We start from the raw sequence: 14,610 nt of genomic DNA, 5'->3' as shown, positions 1-14,610 counted from the left end.
ATTTATTATGGCTGATGAAAAGCAACCAGCACAGCAAAATGGCGCCGCTCAGGGTGAGCAACAGCAACCTCAATTCGCAATTCAGCGTATCTTTCTGAAAGATGTTTCTTTCGAAGCGCCGAATGCCCCAGATGTTTTCCGTAAAGAATGGAAGCCTGAGCTAAACGTTGATATGAACGTTGGTAACAAGAAAATTGATGAAGGCGTGTATGAAGTCACCTTAACGCTAACGGCTAAAAACACCGTAGAAGGTGAAACAGCGTTTCTGTGCGAAGTCGCGCAGTCTGGTATCTTCAGTGTTTCTGAAGACATGCCTGAGCCGAACAAGGCACACACTCTGGGTGCGTTCTGCCCGAACATCCTGTTCCCATACGCACGTGAAGCCATCAGCAGCCTGGTAACCCGTGGTACGTTCCCACAATTAAACCTGGCGCCGGTCAACTTTGATGCGGTTTTCGCTCAGCACATGCAACAGCAGCAAGCGCAACAGCAAGCCGCTGAGCAAAAGCAGGACGCGTAAGCGAGTCATATTGTGACGACATCGGTAGCGAACAACGCAATTACCGTATTAGGGGCGGGGTCTTATGGCACCGCCCTTGCTATTTGTATTGCGAGAAAAGGGGTCCCGCTGACATTGTGGGGACGCAATCAGGATGACATTGAAACCATGCGGAGCCAGCGTGAAAACACCCGCTATCTGCCGGATATTCAGTTGCCTGATACCATTACCCTGCAAGCAGACCTGGCCAAAGCGGTGGCGGATGCCGACACCATTTTGGTGGTGGTTCCCAGTTATGGTTTTGCGGACGTACTGCAACAGATCAAGCCTCACTTGCGCCCGAATGCGCGAGTTGCCTGGGCAACAAAAGGACTCGAACCTGGCACCGGGCGTCTGTTATCAGACGTAGCCGTGGATGTGTTGGGACCAGAGCGGGGGCTGGCTGTCTTATCGGGGCCGACATTTGCCGGCGAGATGGCCCGTGGCATGCCGACGGCGATCGCCGTGGCGTCGAACCAGCCCAATTTTGTCAATGAGCTGTCTGAAATTCTGCACTGCGATAAATCGTTCAGGGTCTATCAGAACGACGACTTTACCGGTATGCAGCTCGGCGGGGCGGTGAAAAATATTATCGCCATTGGCGCTGGTATGGCTGACGGCATTGGCTTCGGGGCCAATACCCGGACCGCTCTTATCACCAGAGGCTTAGCCGAGTTAACCCGCTTAGGCCTGGCGGTGGGTGGAAAACCGGAAACCTTTACCGGAATGGCTGGGCTTGGCGATTTGATTCTGACCTGCACCGATAACCAGTCGCGAAACCGTCGTTTCGGCATGGCCTTAGGTGAAGGAAAAACAGTTGATCAGGCAGTCAAAGAGATTGGGCAGGCGGTTGAAGGCTATCGTAATACCAAGGAAGTCTATGAGCTTGCTAAGCGTTATGATGTAGAAATGCCGATTGTTGAACAAATCTACCTGGTGCTGTATGAAGGTAAAGACCCGATGCAGGCGTCTCAGGACCTGCTAGCTCGAGCGCGCACCACGGAAGGGCTGTAGTTACTTTCTGTAGGCCTCAGAGCATCCCGCGCTCGGCGAAGGACACGGTGCCTTCACCGCCGATGACAAAGTGGTCCAGTAAGCCAACATCGATGACGTCCAGTGCGCGTTTGATCCGCTCGGTGACTTTCTGATCGGCCAGACTGGGTTCAGCGACGCCGGACGGATGATTGTGGGCGATGATCACCGCCGCGGCATTGTGGTGCATCACCAGTTTAACAATTTCCCGCGGATAGACGGGCGCGGCGTTGATTGTGCCCATAAACAGTTCCGTATAGTGCAGCAGTCGATGCTGAGTATCCAGCAGCAGCACAGCAAAGACTTCACGCGCTTGGTGACGCAACTGGGTAGCCAGGTAGTCGCGAACCAGTGACGGGCGTGTGAAGCCCTCTCCGCGACTCAGTGCCGCCGCCAGATAGCGTTTGGAAAGCTCAAGCACCGCCTGCAACTGAATACTGCGCGCCGGCCCGATACCATTGAGCGCACAAAGCTGCTTGCCGTCCATGGCGAGTAAGGGCGCAAGCCCACCGCTTTGCTGCAGTAACTCGCGCGCCCAGTTAATGACATTCTTTCCGGCCGTACCAGTCCCAAAGAGCAGTGCCAGGAGCTCGGCATCACTTAATGACTGGCTGCCGTGACGAATAAATTTTTCACGCGGCCGTTCTTCAACCGGCCAGTTTTTGATTATGTTGTCCATTCAGCGCCTCCCTGATGATTGTTCCCTGATTTATTGTTCCTTGATTATTGTCCGCCGCTCAGCCCTGAGCTAGTAAGCACTTACAGCCTAGCTAAGGTAGGTGCCAAATGCCTATAGGTCGTGGTATCTTAAGCTAAATTTGCGACATATCGGCGACTTCAGAGATGACTTCACAGATCGAAAACCAACAGTCTAAGCGCGTCATTCTGGCCCTGACCGGTGGCATCGCCGCCTATAAAACGCCAGAAATCGTGCGCCGTTTGAAAGAACGTGGCATTGAAGTAAGAGTTGTGATGACCGCAGGGGCTAAGTCGTTTATCACGCCGCTGACTATGCAGGCGGTTTCAGGCCTGCCGGTTCACGATGATCTACTCGACCCGGCTGCAGAAGCAGGCATGGGCCATATTGAACTGGCCAAGTGGGCAGATTTAATTCTGGTCGCCCCGGCAACTGCCAGTGTGATGGCGAAGCTGGCACATGGACAGGCGGATGACCTGCTCGGCACCTTGTGTCTGGCGACGGCCGCGCCGGTCGCTATTGCGCCGGCGATGAACCAGCAAATGTGGGCGGCGGCAGCCACCCAGCGTAATCTGGCTCAGGTACGTGCCGACGGCAAACTTATCTGGGGGCCGGGCGAGGGCTCTCAAGCCTGTGGTGATGTCGGCTCGGGACGCATGCTGGAACCCGCTGAGCTTATCAACCGGGTTATTCAACAGCTCGAAGGCAGGAGCAGTTTATTGGCTGGCACCCGGGTGATGATCACGGCGGGCCCAACCCGTGAAGCACTCGATCCGGTGCGTTATATCAGCAATCATAGTTCCGGTAAGATGGGCTTTGCGCTGGCTGAAGCAGCGCGAGCGGCAGGCGCCGAGGTTACTTTGATCGCCGGGCCGGTCACGTTGCCTACCCCTCCGGGTGTGACCCGAATTGATGTTGAATCTGCGTTGCAGATGCAAGCAGCAGTGGATGCCAGGGTCGCGGAGCAGGACGTCTTTATAGGCTGTGCCGCCGTAGCCGACTACCGCGCCGCCGAGGTTGCTGAACACAAGATGAAAAAGAAAGGCAGCGACGATGACCAGCTTGAGCTGCGGCTGATTAAAAATCCGGATATTCTGGCTGGTGTCGCGACTATTTCGCAGTCACGCCCTTATACTATGGGGTTTGCGGCCGAAACACAGAATGTAGCGGATTATGCGATAGGCAAGCTCGAGCGCAAAGGCCTGGATATGATTGCGGCCAATGATGTAAGCGTGGCAGGCAACGGATTCAATAGTGATGCCAATAGCATCGAGCTGTTTTGGCGCGATGGTCCCGGCGATATTGCGCATGAATCGCTTGGTAGTGCCAGCAAGCGAGAGCTGGCAGAAAAAATTGTCCAGCATCTGAGTCAACAACTACAGCAACGAGAACACTGAATGATGAATAAAAGCCCAGGCAAGAAAGTGGATATAAAAGTATTGGATCCGAAAATGGGTCAGGACATCGCGTTACCTGAATACGCAACACCGGGTTCAGCGGGTTTGGATTTACGCGCCTGTCTGGACGCGCCGCTCAGTATTGAGCCGGGAGAAACCGTTTTAATCGGCACCGGGCTGGCGATGCATATTGCCGATCCAGGCCTTGCTGCAACTATTCTGCCACGCTCTGGGCTTGGTCACAAACATGGTATCGTACTTGGAAACCTGGTCGGTTTAATTGACTCGGATTACCAGGGCGAGCTGAAAGTGTCATTGTGGAACCGCAGTGACAACGCGTATAGGGTTGAACCCGGTGAACGTATTGCACAAATGGTGATAGTGCCAGTGGTGCAGGTGGAGTTTAATCTGGTTGATGAGTTTACTGACAGTAGCCGTGGGGAAGGCGGCTTCGGTCATTCAGGAACGCAATAAGCTACACAGATACACACTACGATAAAAATAACGCAGCATATATCAGGGATTAAAGAAGGACCCACACATGTCACAGCCGAAAACCAATCGTCGCGAGGCTATTCTGCAGAGCCTCACTACCATGCTTGAAAACAGCCCGGGAAAACCTATCACAACGGCGCGTCTGGCCGCAGAGGTCGGTGTATCGGAAGCGGCGCTCTACCGCCATTTCCCGTCTAAAGCGCGCATGTTCGAGGCGTTGCTGGACTATCTGGAAGATATTCTGCTGGGTGGTATTAACCGCATTCTCGAGCATGAAAAGGACAGTACCGAACGGGTTCGCCTGAGTGTTCGCCTGTTGCTGGATTTCGCCACGCGAAGTCCTGGTATGGCGCGGATATACACAGGAGATGCATTAAGCGGGGAGCATGAACGCCTGCGTCACCGCGTTGCAGCGATCGCAGATAAGATCGAAGCACAGTTTAAACAGATGCTTCGTGAGCGACGGATTCGTGATGGGCTGACCTCGAGCATGGATGAAGGCATTTTAGCCAATTGGGTACTAGCTTTTGTAGAGGGGAAGATCGTACAATTCGTGCGTTCTGGTTTTACCCGCAAACCAATCGATCATTTTGATCAGCAATGGTCACTAATTGAGCAGCAACTAAAAAATTAAGCGGTTTTACTTGCTTTTACCGCTCAAATTTTGTATAAATTGCGCCCTCGAATTTAAGGCAAGGCCACCGCGGCGAAAGGCGAGCTTGCAAGCAATTTTTGGAGTAAATGAAAATGTCACGAGTATGCCAAGTTACAGGTAAGCGACCTGTGGTTGGAAACAACCGCTCACACGCGCGCAACGCAACGCGTCGTCGTTTCCTGCCAAACCTGCAGACTCACCGTTTCTGGGTTGAGAGCGAGAAACGTTGGGTGAAGCTGCGTATTTCTACTAAAGGAATGCGTATTATTGATAAGAACGGCATTGACGCAGTATTGGCAGGTTTACGTGCCGATGGCGTTAAAGTCTAAATAAAGGGAGCTCATTACGATGCGCGATAAGATCCGTTTAGTATCTTCAGCTGGTACAGGCTTCTTTTATACCACTGATAAAAACAAACGCACCATGCCTGAGAAAATGGAGATCAAAAAGTTTGATCCGAAAATTCGCAAGCATGTGATTTTCAAAGAAGCGAAAATCAAGTAAGTAGTGTTTGTTAAAAGCCCGGCTCTGGCCGGGTTTTTTGTATCTGCAATCTGGCCAGCCAATTATGTTTAGACTGATTTCCAGTAGCCGCCTTGTTAAGCCAGTATACCTCTTGGTCATGCTCTCTTATGTGCCACCTTTTCTTTGGTATTTGCTTAGTGGGCAAGGCTTCTATCAGCATGGCTATCATGTCTTGCTGGTATTGCTCGCGTCCGGGCCAGCTACCGGCGCGACCTTGCGCTGGCCGTTGCTGGCGACGTTCCTGATTGCATCGATGCTGCTCAATGTTCTGATTCTTCTATTGGATACGGCGGGACTGCGGCTGAATGCTTCGATATCGCTTGCTGCGCTGGTGTTACTGGCGCTGAGTGTGCTCTGGTACTACGTAGTCTGGGGGCTAGTGCTGTATCTGCGCTGGCGCAAAAAGCCTTAGCCGGGGTTAGCGGGGCGGATCGATAATACCGCTAATTGAACTGTTAAGGCGAAACCAGCCGGTGATGCTGAAGCGTTCTTTTAGTCCGGTTTTCACTTCATGGACGAAACGGTCGCTGAGAAAAATCACCATAGTCCCTAAAGTCGGCAGCACCTCTGTCAGCACCTCACCGCGCTCACCATAGAGCACAAGTTCGCCGCCATCGGCTTTGCTCCATTGCGGATTGAGATACAGCACAGTGGTCAGGATTCGGTTACTGCGACCTTTAAAAGCATCCAGGTGTTTCTTATAGAAAGCGCCTGGCCGGTAACGCGCCAGGTGAGCTTCGTAATCGAACAGGCCCATGAACAATTCCCGATTGAGTCCCTGCCGCAGCTGGTCCATGTACGTCAGGTAATCGGACTCAACCGAGTCGTGCCTGTCCAGCCAATGGATGGTATCGCTGCGGACGTTGGTATTAATGGTTTGCTGCTGCTGGCGACCAATCGCAGCCAGCTGCCACTGGCTATCATCCAGTGATTGAGCATAGTGATAGAACTGCAGAGCTTTCTGTTGGCTAAAAAATTGTGGCACAATGAAATAACCGTGCTCGGCGAGCTCGTCGGCAATACCAGAAATATCCAAGTGTGGTGTTTCCTTTAGTCAAACGGCGCACAATATATAGTGTTCTGGCGAACAAGTGAACAGGCATAATATGAAAAAAACACAGTCTGACCAACGTAGCATTTTCGGCATCACGCTTTCAAAGCGGGGTTGGAACAACGTGATCATTTACGTTGTGTTGGCCTTTATGTTTATTTTTTACTTCCTTGGTCAGGATAGCAGCCGTACTGCATCTGACGAGTCTTTCCGCCCGTTTGCGGTGTTTAATATTGTTGAGTTACGCGATCAGCAGCATGATCTTGTTCGCGTTGGCAACCAATGGGAATTGCGCGGCGGGCAGTTGACCAGTGCAGAGCAGAGTACCTGGCTCGATGCCTGGCAAAGTCTTACCCTGAAACCCTATGACGGCCTTCTGGAAGGCGAAGAATATGCAGTTGAAGTCAGTGTGGCGGATCAGAGCGGAGTGCTAAAAATTGCGGTATTCTTTCAGCCGAACCAAGTTCTGGTAGCGTTGCCTGGTTACGATACCGTGTTTTTAGCCACCCATGACCAAGCCACCAGCTTACGACCACCGCGTTAGGCAGCAATCAGATGCCAGAATTACCCGAAGTAGAAACCAGCCGACGCGGAATTGAACCGCATATTGTCGGCAACCCTGTGGTTCAGGTACGAGTCCATCGGCCTCAGCTACGCTGGCCAATACCGGCTAGCGTTCAGCTGATAAACGGTCACGCGATCACCAGCGTTGAACGCCGTGCCAAGTACTTACTATTGCATACCCCCCCGGGCATCCTGATCATTCATTTGGGTATGTCCGGTGCGTTACGCATCGTTGATGCAACGCTACCACGCAGTAAACACGACCATTTCGAAATTGAATTCGCTTCAGGTCAGGTACTTCGCCTGAATGACCCGCGACGTTTTGGTGCTGTACTGTGGCAGGAGCACGGCAGCGAATTGTCTGTGCTGAGTCGCCTTGGCCCGGAACCGTTAACCGATGAGTTCAGCGGGCAGCGTCTTTATACCTTGTCGCGCTCGCGACGCAGCGCAGTAAAAACCTTTATTATGGATAATGCAGTGGTCGTAGGGGTTGGTAATATCTATGCAACCGAAGCGCTGTTTGCGGCGGGTATTGACCCGCGACGTGCGGCCGGGCGTATTTCGCTGGCACGGTATCAGGTGCTGAGCAGCGCAATTAAAGCGGTATTAACTAAAGCGATTGAACAAGGCGGCACCAGCTTAAAAGACTTTACCCAGGCGGACGGCAAGCCTGGGTACTTTAAGCAGGAGCTGCTGGTGTATGGCCGCGCCGGAGAGCCCTGTGTGCGCTGTCAGACGGTGCTGGAGACCATTCAGCTAGGACAGCGCGCCTCTGTCTATTGTCGTCGCTGTCAGCGCTAGCGGGCGTCGTCCTGCTCTGACTGAGGAATATCCGCTCGCGCTGCGGCTGAGATGAAACGGGGGTGGTAGGGGCCATGCGGCAGACTTGAAAATGCCCGTCGGTTCATTTCTCGTGCCAGCGGAATATAGTCTTGCTGCGCCGTGTTCAATGCGGTTTCTAACAAGGCCCCCAGCAGACTGCTGCTGTCTCCTCCGGTATTTACCGATTGTCGCTCATTAGCCTGCCAGACAACCTCGCCGGTATGGGTTGAAACTAGTTGATACTGGGCTGCGACGGTAACCGACCCACCGATCACCAGATAACTGGTATCCCATGCAACCAGCGTGGTTTGCAATACCATGTCGGCACCAAACAAGTCATAGAAACGGCGTGGGTCGACGCTCTCAAGCTGAGCGCCGTCGATAATACCCTGATCACGTAACAGCTGTTGGGTCAGTTGACTGGGAAATACGTAAAACCCGGCCCGGGTTAAAGGCACCGCAAGGCTGGTATAGAAAAGATCCGGCGCCTGAGCTGCGGTGGTCCGGTTGGCTGGCGGCAGTACGAGTACGCTGCGCATATTGGGTGAATTGAAATACGCGTACTCATCGGGTGGCGCTGAACTTGCGCATGCACTCAGGGTCAGCGCCACGACGAGGGCGAGAAGCAGTGTTCTAAGATGGCTCATTGGCTTGCTCCTCAGTGGCATCCTGGTCTTTTGATGGGTCTGCTGGTGTGTCGTCTTCGTCGGTCATCGCAGGCTCAGGCACAACCACAGGCGGCACCACATCAGCAAACCAGCGCCGAATAAACAGGTTCGACTCAGGATAAAGCTGACGTTCACGATTAACGTAGTACGCGTAGGTCTGCTGATTGCCTAACTGGCGCTCGTAGTTAGCAAGCTCAAGTAAGGTCCCGGGAGGCGGTGGCCAGCCACGACTGTCGCTGACCGCAACGATATTACGCAGGGTATCGATGTGGCGTTGCCGGGCCTGGTCGCCAGGCGTATTCTCAAGCTCATAATAGCTCGATTCATAGCTACCCCAGTACATTCCTTGCCGTGGTTGGCTGGCGCAGGCTGAGAGGAGCAGACAGAGACTGATTATGAGCCCGTGGCGTAAGCGTAATGTAGTCATATGAGTTTAGGTCAGGGCACACGAATGGCGATAGCGTTTCCGTTTGAAACGTACAGCTCGCGATTGATTAACACTCTGTCGTTGCGGTATATCTGCACATGCAAAGGCCCCGGTGAAACTTCAAAGGCGGCAAAGCGCTGACCTTCAAGTTGAAAGGTCCGGGTTTTACCCTCGCGCAGCGTGATTGGGTCCTGGCTGTTGATGATCAGAACCGTACCCATAAAGTTACCTGTAAGATGTAAAAAGGCCTGCTCGCTGGCTGGCTGTGTGACCCGTTCATAACTGCTGGTGCAGGCATTGAGCACCAGTAGGGCGAACGCGACACTGATAATGGTTATAAAACGGGGCATAGTCAATTCCTTAAAGACAGAATATCGGTTATCTACTCGGCGCGTATGACCAGGTTATCGAAGTCGCCGCTTAACTCGGTGTCGCTGCGTACCAGCGACAATTCATTGTCACCACGACCAATAAAGTCGATGACCTCAATTTGACCGAGTCGAGTCGGAGGAAGTTCGATGTTGAGCCCTGTCTGTGGGTTCTCAACCTGCTCACCACGACGATAAAGGACCAGCTGTTGACCACGGCTAAGACCCTGCTGCGAGCCACCAGTCATTAACAAATGACCATCCTGACGACCAATTAAATAGGCCTGCCAGGGCTTATCCAAAAGGTTTTCCATCAGGTTGCTGACCAGCTGCGATATAGCGGCTGAGACCGCCTGATCTGCCAGCGCGGTGTTGAATGCGGCGCGCTCCCCAACACCAAAGGTCGTGCTTGCCTCGGCCCGGGCTTCGCCACTGGCCTCTTCCGAAAAGACAATTTGTCCGTTGCTGGTGTCAATCAAGCGTACGTTAACGGTTGCCCGCGCTTGCTGGATGCGGTTGCGGGTGAAAATACCGGTTTCACTGACGTTCGAATGACCAAACTCAGAGACTGAACCGACGATAAGATAGTCCGCACCGACCCGGCTGGGTTCAAGGTTGGCGTAGCTTTGTTCTGCGATGACCTGATTCAGGTCAGTGCGTTCTAACATAATGAAGCGACCGCTGTCGGTCAGTCGGGTGGCGAGGATATCACTTGCCTGTTTGCCCAGACGGTCAAAATTGTCGTCCACAAAAAAGCTACTGCCGCGACGTGTTTCATCGCTAAACCGGGCAATGGCGACGCGTCGTTTCAGTCCTTCATAAGGTTCATCCTGCTGCAGACTTGGACTAACCTGCGGCGATGACGGGGTCGGATTCACCCGTTCATTGGTTGAAGTGGCACAGGCACCCAGAGTGATGCTTACGAGGAGCAAAAGCGCCGGTCGGAAAGGGGAGCGAATCATAGTTATCGAGTCCTTGATGGTAAGTAGTCAAACGCTGCTAAGTATAGAAAATAAACATATTTATGCTACATAAATGTAGAGTAACTTACTGCAAAACAGATACAAATAGCTGAGCTTACTTTAGTTGCTTTGTGCCGTCCGTGGTGGCTCTTTGCTGTGGTTTTACATTGTCTTACATTGTCGCCGTAATCCAGTCAATAAAGTCCTCAGGCTGATTGAGGAAGGGCGCATGTGCACTGCTGGCAAAAATTTCACAGTCACCTGATGTAATCTGACTTGCGACGGCCACCGGTACCAGGCTATCGAGTCGACCATAGGCGCGGTAGAAGGGCATATTCAGTTGCGACAACTTGTCGCGCAGGTCGATTTTTTCCAGCCAGTTTAAACCAGCTTGTAGTGCTTCGGGCACCGGTAGCGGCTTTTTAAGCAGCAGTGCCTGCAGCTGCTTGATATCATTCCGGGCGGAAGGCGCCCCCATTGCCTGCACCGCTAAGAAGCGTTTCAGAGTGGTCTTAAAGTCATCCCTTAGCTGAGCCTGAAACGCCTTTAATACGGTGGGGTCCATGCCGGGCCATCCGTCGCCGGGTCGACTGACGAAGCAAGGGGAACTGGCGACTGTATAGAGCCCGGTGACGCACTGTGGATGACGCAACGCCAGTGTCGTGGCGAGCAAGCCGCCCATCGACCAACCAAGTACCGCTGCCTGACCGGTCGGAGTGCGGGTTCTAATATAATCAGCCAGATAGTCCGCAACGGCATCGGCATCAGTCAACTCGTCTTTCCATTGCGCATCGCCAAAGCCAGGCAAATCAAGCGCATGAACGTCGATTGAGCCTGGTATGGCGTGCTCAAGTTGAGGTTTTATCGATTCCCAGACTGCGGCGTTCAGCCCCCAGCCGTGCAGCAGAACCAAACTTTGCGCCATGGCTGACTCCTGTTTAATAGGGTAAGGGTTCATACTAAACCCATGATTATTCACTCATGTTGAGCTATGTCTTTCTTTTCTCTGGATATTGTAGGGCAGTGCTGGTTGTGTGACCAGAGCCGCGTTGACCACTGCGGCCTGTGTTCTACCTGCTTTAACGATTTACCGCGATTACCACCGCACAATCTACGGCCACTGACACGCCCTGATTACTGCCATATCTGGGTTGCCCCGTTGTCGTTTCAGCCGCCGGCAGACCGCTGGCTATATCGCTTTAAATACCACTCAACGCCGGCGCTGGCCAGCCATTTTGCGGTCTTGCTGGCGGCGCAGATTATTGCCTATCATAAGCAGTCACGTACCCCCTTACCGGATGCGGTATGTGCGGTACCCATGTCATGGCGTCGGTGGCGGCAGCGCGGTTTTAACCAGGCCCGTGAGCTGGCTACAGCGACTGCAAAGGTATTGGGACTGCCAGTGCTTGATAGACTAATCCGGGTTGGTGGCGAACATCAGCAACATCAGTTGGACTGGGCCGCGCGGCAGGCGAACGCAGACCAGGCATTTGCCCACTGTGGACGAGCCTGTGGGTGTCGCCATGTGGCAATTGTGGATGATGTTATTACGACAGGTGCCACCCTGACTGCGGCTGCCAGAGTGCTACTGGAGAATGGGGTAGAACAGGTCAGCGGGTGGGCACTGGCGTACACACCCGCTGAACACCATGGTGAGGATTAGTGCGCGTGCGCATTCTCCATCTCTGCATCAGCCGCTTCGTCGTCGTCCGACGTCGTGCCTTGCGCATACTGAGACCAGAAAATAGCATTTGCTAACAGTTTAGAAGTACCCCAGAAAAAGCCGCGGAAGTTAATGTTATCGGCAAAACCAACAACTCGTCCGCTACCGAAACGGTGTGCAGCGACACTGGTGCGGTCACGCAATACATCGCGGTTCTGGCTGGACACGTACCCAGCGAGGACAGGCTCTTCGCGATAACGGGCGACATCCACAAAAGGAGCGGTATCTGCCATCATCGCCATCGTGCTGTCTTTAAAGACCGGCAGATGTTGACGGGTGTAGCCCACTGCAAGCGGGTGACTGAGATCAAGCTCGGTTTCAAAAATGGCACCGGCTACACGCTGCTGAGCGTAAAACTGGTCACGTTCGCCGTAACTCAGGCCATGTTTTTTGAACTGCTCGTCAAACTCTTCCTGTTCGACAAAGCTCACCCCAAGGATCTCTTTCTCTGCCATCCAGCGCGCGCCGCCTTTCTGACCGATTAGGGTACCACCCTGAGTGACCCAGTTACGGATGCGGTTCGTCAGCTGATCATTAAAATTGTAGCGGCCGTTGACCATAATAATATGGCTGTAGCGGTCAATGTTGACCTGCTCCAGGCGTTGCGTTTCGATTTTACTGACCGGCAGGTTGAGATGACGATCCAGGTAGTACCAGGTTTCTCCGGCTTCCTGTACCGGAACGCCATCGCCGACGACCAGAAGTACCTCCGGCATTTCAACCGGGTCGATACTGCGGCTACCAATATCCATGCCTTCGCCTGGGGTAAGACCACGAGCGATGGTATGCACTGGCACCTGATTGTCGTTGGCATACCCGGCAACTAAATTAGTAACCTGGTCCCATTCTTTCGTCTGGTAAGCACGAGTGACCAGAGCCGTACCAGCGGGGAAGCGTTGTTCGCCGTTGGCTGTTTCGATGGTCATTGGCTGATGGGCCAGACGAACATGGACATCCTCTTGCAGCAAATTACTGAGCAGGCGAGGGGCAAAATAGTGCTCCCAACTGAATGCATAGCCAACGTTGGTTTCGGTTAGCTGATTTTCTTGCCAGTTGCGTTCGCCGTCGAATGGTTCGTCGCTGACACGGAAACTACGAGTACTGTCCACCTGGGCGAACTCAATGTTAAAGGCGCTCGGTAAGGTCCATGCAGATACGTCGTAAAAGGTGTTGTCAGGAAAGTCTTGGCGGGTGCTGAAAGCGCCTTCGAGTAACCGGAACTGGCGCTGACTGGCTGGAATGTAAAAATCGCGGCCCGCTTTATAGTCTTCGCCGTCGGCAGAAAAGTCCTCACTGACCGCGAAGGCTTCGATTTGATGCTGGCGCAGAATGTTAAGGAGCTCGTCCATCCGCGCCGGGTCGGCGTCATCACCACGCAGCATGTAACCGTCAAAGCCAGCGTCACTGGCCAGTTCAATGCTGTCACGGTAAAAGCTCTGCATATAACTATTCAGACGATCCCGGTTTTCAACCGACCCACGAATGGTCGACAAGGAGGTCAGGAACTGATTGCGGATAGTAAACGGAAAGGAGAGCTCGCCGTTAACTGATTCCTGTAAATGGCCGCGCGACGACGCCTGTTCGAACAAAATTCCGATGGTTCCCTGGATGTCCGGGTAGCTTGAGCCTTTGCCGTAATAGAAGTCATCAAAAGATTCTTCGGTGTAATACAGGCTATGCACATCATCCAGACTGTCTGCGTGGTACTCGGCTAACAATGCGGTTAGTTCGACATTGCCGTCAGGCGTCATTGGGTTCTTGCGCGACGGGATGCCGGGCTGGAAGAAATACGTCGAGTTGGTCCCCATTTCATGATGGTCAGTCAGTACATTGGGCATCCAGCGCTGGTATGCACTGATACGGGCACGGGACTCAGGGTGTTGTAGCAATAACCAGTCGCGGTTTAAGTCGAACCAGTAATGGTTCTGGCGTCCACGTAACCAAAGTTGTTGCTGCTCGATATTTTGTGAGTCACTAACCAGGTTCTGGCTCTTAAACTGATTGGCCCACTGTGCAAAGCGTCCCAGACCATCCGGGTTAAGGGCAGGTTCAAGCAGAATCACAGTATTGTCCAGCCACTGCTCAACCTCCTCTCCCTGTGCCGCAGCCAGATAATAGGCCGTCAGCAGTGACGCATTAGCGCCAGACGACTCGTCGCCATGAACACTAAAACCAAGGTAAACGACCAACGGCGCTTCCGTGACATCGGCGTCCGCATCGGGATCAGTCAGGGCAAGGTGCTGTTGACGCATTTCCTCGACCCGATCTTTATTCTCTGCCGAGGTCACTGTTACCAGGATCAGCGGACGTCGTTCGTGGCTGTAACCAATAATTTCCATCTGAAAGCGGTCGGAATGATCGCTGAGTACTTCCATGTAACGCACCAGTTGGTCATGACGAACATGCCATTCACCGACTTCATAATGCAATACTTCAGCCGGCGTTGGCACGCTTGGGTCAAGCTCGGTACCTGCAGGCAGGTAGTAATCCAGATCGTAGTCTGCTGCCTGGAGTGGCAAGGCAACTAAAGCGACGATCGCCAGTGCCCATCGAAAAAGGTGGTGTTGCATGGTAACTCCCCTGATTTACATATCGTTATCAGGCACGCTAACAGAAGGGCGACTCAAGCTCTAGCGCTTTACTATGCATTGCCGTTTGTTTGCGATAAAATAAACCCTAGTAAATT

At 53.1% G+C, this 14,610-nt stretch carries 19 protein-coding genes; 11 read left to right on the top strand and 8 right to left on the bottom strand.

The window, feature by feature from the left end; all coding sequences use genetic code 11:
* Positions 1–7 precede the first annotated feature (7 nt).
* Positions 8–520, top strand: coding sequence for a protein-export chaperone SecB (secB, locus tag CWE12_RS05685; RefSeq protein ID WP_126788710.1), 513 nt, complete (start codon positions 8–10; stop codon positions 518–520).
* A gap of 12 nt (positions 521–532) precedes the next feature.
* Positions 533–1,552, top strand: a complete 1,020-nt coding sequence (gene gpsA / locus CWE12_RS05680; protein WP_126788709.1) for an NAD(P)H-dependent glycerol-3-phosphate dehydrogenase — start codon at positions 533–535, stop codon at positions 1,550–1,552.
* Positions 1,553–1,568: 16 nt separating this feature from the next.
* Here gpsA and radC read toward each other — a convergent pair whose 3' ends face one another.
* Positions 1,569–2,249, bottom strand: a complete 681-nt coding sequence (gene radC / locus CWE12_RS05675; protein ID WP_126788708.1) for a RadC family protein — start codon at positions 2,247–2,249, stop codon at positions 1,569–1,571.
* Between the two features lie 164 nt (positions 2,250–2,413).
* Between radC and coaBC the strand changes: the two genes are divergently transcribed.
* From coaBC to CWE12_RS05645, 6 genes are all read left to right on the top strand, one after another.
* Positions 2,414–3,664, top strand: coding sequence for a bifunctional phosphopantothenoylcysteine decarboxylase/phosphopantothenate--cysteine ligase CoaBC (gene coaBC, locus CWE12_RS05670; protein ID WP_126788707.1), 1,251 nt, complete (start codon positions 2,414–2,416; stop codon positions 3,662–3,664).
* Positions 3,665–3,667: 3 nt separating this feature from the next.
* Positions 3,668–4,138, top strand: a complete 471-nt coding sequence (dut, locus tag CWE12_RS05665; RefSeq protein ID WP_126788966.1) for a dUTP diphosphatase — start codon at positions 3,668–3,670, stop codon at positions 4,136–4,138.
* Between the two features lie 67 nt (positions 4,139–4,205).
* Positions 4,206–4,793: a nucleoid occlusion factor SlmA gene (gene slmA / locus CWE12_RS05660; RefSeq protein WP_126788706.1), complete on the top strand. Its 588-nt coding sequence runs from the start codon at positions 4,206–4,208 to the stop codon at positions 4,791–4,793.
* 113 nt (positions 4,794–4,906) lie between these two features.
* Positions 4,907–5,143 (top strand): 50S ribosomal protein L28, encoded by a 237-nt coding sequence (gene rpmB / locus CWE12_RS05655; protein WP_126788705.1) that lies wholly within the window; start codon positions 4,907–4,909, stop codon positions 5,141–5,143.
* 19 nt (positions 5,144–5,162) lie between these two features.
* On the top strand, positions 5,163–5,318 hold the full coding sequence (gene rpmG, locus CWE12_RS05650) for a 50S ribosomal protein L33 (protein WP_111568740.1): 156 nt from the start codon (positions 5,163–5,165) through the stop codon (positions 5,316–5,318).
* Positions 5,319–5,382: 64 nt separating this feature from the next.
* Positions 5,383–5,751, top strand: coding sequence for a hypothetical protein (locus CWE12_RS05645; protein WP_126788704.1), 369 nt, complete (start codon positions 5,383–5,385; stop codon positions 5,749–5,751).
* A 6-nt stretch (positions 5,752–5,757) separates the two neighbouring features.
* Here the strand turns inward: CWE12_RS05645 and CWE12_RS05640 are convergent, their stop codons facing one another.
* Positions 5,758–6,375 (bottom strand): 2OG-Fe(II) oxygenase, encoded by a 618-nt coding sequence (locus CWE12_RS05640; RefSeq protein WP_126788703.1) that lies wholly within the window; start codon positions 6,373–6,375, stop codon positions 5,758–5,760.
* A gap of 70 nt (positions 6,376–6,445) precedes the next feature.
* Between CWE12_RS05640 and CWE12_RS05635 the strand changes: the two genes are divergently transcribed.
* Both CWE12_RS05635 and mutM read left to right on the top strand, forming a co-directional pair.
* On the top strand, positions 6,446–6,934 hold the full coding sequence (locus tag CWE12_RS05635; protein WP_126788702.1) for a hypothetical protein: 489 nt from the start codon (positions 6,446–6,448) through the stop codon (positions 6,932–6,934).
* Positions 6,935–6,945: 11 nt separating this feature from the next.
* Positions 6,946–7,755 (top strand): bifunctional DNA-formamidopyrimidine glycosylase/DNA-(apurinic or apyrimidinic site) lyase, encoded by an 810-nt coding sequence (mutM, locus tag CWE12_RS05630; RefSeq protein WP_126788701.1) that lies wholly within the window; start codon positions 6,946–6,948, stop codon positions 7,753–7,755.
* On the opposite strand, the gene CWE12_RS05625 is transcribed toward mutM, so the two are convergent.
* The 5 genes from CWE12_RS05625 to bioH form a co-directional block, all read right to left on the bottom strand.
* Positions 7,752–8,423 (bottom strand): GNA1162 family protein, encoded by a 672-nt coding sequence (locus CWE12_RS05625; protein WP_157981933.1) that lies wholly within the window; start codon positions 8,421–8,423, stop codon positions 7,752–7,754. The genes mutM and CWE12_RS05625 overlap by 4 nt on opposite strands.
* On the bottom strand, positions 8,410–8,871 hold the full coding sequence (locus CWE12_RS05620; protein ID WP_126788699.1) for a DUF4810 domain-containing protein: 462 nt from the start codon (positions 8,869–8,871) through the stop codon (positions 8,410–8,412). Before CWE12_RS05620 ends, CWE12_RS05625 begins: the two co-directional genes overlap by 14 nt.
* An 11-nt stretch (positions 8,872–8,882) precedes the next feature.
* Positions 8,883–9,221, bottom strand: a complete 339-nt coding sequence (locus tag CWE12_RS05615) for a hypothetical protein (protein WP_126788698.1) — start codon at positions 9,219–9,221, stop codon at positions 8,883–8,885.
* Between the two features lie 32 nt (positions 9,222–9,253).
* A complete protein-coding gene (locus tag CWE12_RS05610; RefSeq protein ID WP_126788697.1) occupies positions 9,254–10,201 on the bottom strand; it encodes a CsgG/HfaB family protein in 948 nt (315 codons plus the stop codon).
* 172 nt (positions 10,202–10,373) lie between these two features.
* Entirely contained in the window at positions 10,374–11,126 is a 753-nt protein-coding gene (gene bioH / locus CWE12_RS05605; RefSeq protein ID WP_198675699.1) for a pimeloyl-ACP methyl ester esterase BioH, read from the bottom strand.
* A 66-nt stretch (positions 11,127–11,192) separates the two neighbouring features.
* On the opposite strand from bioH, the gene CWE12_RS05600 reads away from it, so the two are divergent.
* Positions 11,193–11,864, top strand: coding sequence for a ComF family protein (locus CWE12_RS05600; protein ID WP_126788695.1), 672 nt, complete (start codon positions 11,193–11,195; stop codon positions 11,862–11,864).
* Here CWE12_RS05600 and CWE12_RS05595 read toward each other — a convergent pair.
* The gene (locus CWE12_RS05595; RefSeq protein WP_126788694.1) at positions 11,861–14,494 is read right to left on the bottom strand and encodes a M14 family zinc carboxypeptidase; all 2,634 of its coding nucleotides are present in this window, start codon (positions 14,492–14,494) and stop codon (positions 11,861–11,863) included. The two genes, CWE12_RS05600 and CWE12_RS05595, sit on opposite strands and share 4 nt — an antisense overlap.
* Positions 14,495–14,610 lie beyond the last annotated feature (116 nt).

Source organism: Aliidiomarina sedimenti (assembly GCF_003986955.1).
Taxonomy (GTDB): Bacteria; Pseudomonadota; Gammaproteobacteria; order Enterobacterales; family Alteromonadaceae; genus Aliidiomarina; species Aliidiomarina sedimenti.
The sequence above is the reverse complement of the archived record's forward strand: the minus strand, read 5'-3'. Positions and strand labels throughout refer to the sequence as shown.

Coding starts and splice junctions, on each gene's coding strand:
- secB (WP_126788710.1), top strand. CDS start 8: ATGGCTGATGAAAAGCAACCAGCACAGCAAAATGGCGCCGCTCAGGGT.
- radC (WP_126788708.1), bottom strand. CDS start 2,249: ATGGACAACATAATCAAAAACTGGCCGGTTGAAGAACGGCCGCGTGAA.
- coaBC (WP_126788707.1), top strand. CDS start 2,414: ATGACTTCACAGATCGAAAACCAACAGTCTAAGCGCGTCATTCTGGCC.
- dut (WP_126788966.1), top strand. CDS start 3,668: ATGAATAAAAGCCCAGGCAAGAAAGTGGATATAAAAGTATTGGATCCG.
- slmA (WP_126788706.1), top strand. CDS start 4,206: ATGTCACAGCCGAAAACCAATCGTCGCGAGGCTATTCTGCAGAGCCTC.
- rpmB (WP_126788705.1), top strand. CDS start 4,907: ATGTCACGAGTATGCCAAGTTACAGGTAAGCGACCTGTGGTTGGAAAC.
- rpmG (WP_111568740.1), top strand. CDS start 5,163: ATGCGCGATAAGATCCGTTTAGTATCTTCAGCTGGTACAGGCTTCTTT.
- CWE12_RS05645 (WP_126788704.1), top strand. CDS start 5,383: ATGTTTAGACTGATTTCCAGTAGCCGCCTTGTTAAGCCAGTATACCTC.
- CWE12_RS05635 (WP_126788702.1), top strand. CDS start 6,446: ATGAAAAAAACACAGTCTGACCAACGTAGCATTTTCGGCATCACGCTT.
- mutM (WP_126788701.1), top strand. CDS start 6,946: ATGCCAGAATTACCCGAAGTAGAAACCAGCCGACGCGGAATTGAACCG.
- CWE12_RS05625 (WP_157981933.1), bottom strand. CDS start 8,423: ATGAGCCATCTTAGAACACTGCTTCTCGCCCTCGTCGTGGCGCTGACC.
- CWE12_RS05620 (WP_126788699.1), bottom strand. CDS start 8,871: ATGACTACATTACGCTTACGCCACGGGCTCATAATCAGTCTCTGTCTG.
- CWE12_RS05615 (WP_126788698.1), bottom strand. CDS start 9,221: ATGCCCCGTTTTATAACCATTATCAGTGTCGCGTTCGCCCTACTGGTG.
- CWE12_RS05610 (WP_126788697.1), bottom strand. CDS start 10,201: ATGATTCGCTCCCCTTTCCGACCGGCGCTTTTGCTCCTCGTAAGCATC.
- bioH (WP_198675699.1), bottom strand. CDS start 11,126: ATGGCGCAAAGTTTGGTTCTGCTGCACGGCTGGGGGCTGAACGCCGCA.
- CWE12_RS05600 (WP_126788695.1), top strand. CDS start 11,193: ATGTCTTTCTTTTCTCTGGATATTGTAGGGCAGTGCTGGTTGTGTGAC.
- CWE12_RS05595 (WP_126788694.1), bottom strand. CDS start 14,494: ATGCAACACCACCTTTTTCGATGGGCACTGGCGATCGTCGCTTTAGTT.